Annotated in this window: 1 protein-coding gene; it reads left to right on the top strand. The window is 76.0% G+C overall.

Annotated elements, in window-relative coordinates:
* Positions 1–537 (top strand): xanthine dehydrogenase accessory protein XdhC (gene xdhC / locus C667_RS23805; protein WP_004392306.1); only part of this gene is annotated, 537 nt, incomplete at both ends.

The raw sequence follows: 537 nt of genomic DNA, 5'->3' as shown, positions 1-537 counted from the left end.
CGTCCAGCCTGCTCGCCGGCGCGGGCGACAGCGCGGCGCTCGCCGCCGCGCGCCCCGCGACGGGCGCCGACAGCCTCATCGACGTCTGCGTGCCGCCCGAACTGCAGCTCATGCTGTTCGGCGCCGGCCACGTCGGGCGCGCGCTCGCCGAGGTGCTCGGGCGGCTGCCGCTGCGGGTGCGCTGGATCGATGCGCGCGCGCAGGAATTCCCCGCCAGCGTCGCCGCCAACATCGAGCGCCGCTGCACCGACACCCCCGAGGCCGAGGTGGGCGACGCCCCGGCCGACGCCGTGTTCCTGGTGCTGACCCACAGCCATGCGCTCGATTTCGAGCTGGTGCGCGCCATCCTCGAGCGCGGCGACTTCCGCCTGTGCGGCCTGCTCGGCTCGCAGTCCAAGCGCGCCCGCTTCGAGCAGCGCCTGCGCGCACGCGGCGTCGCCGAGCACGCGATCGCCCGCCTGCACTGCCCGCTCGGCGTGCCCGGACTCGCCGGCAAGGAACCCGAGGTGATCGCGATCGCGATCGCCGCCGAGGTGC

Source organism: Thauera phenylacetica B4P (assembly GCF_000310225.1).
Classification (GTDB): Bacteria; Pseudomonadota; Gammaproteobacteria; order Burkholderiales; family Rhodocyclaceae; genus Thauera; species Thauera phenylacetica.
This window is presented reverse-complemented; position numbering and strand designations above follow the sequence as displayed.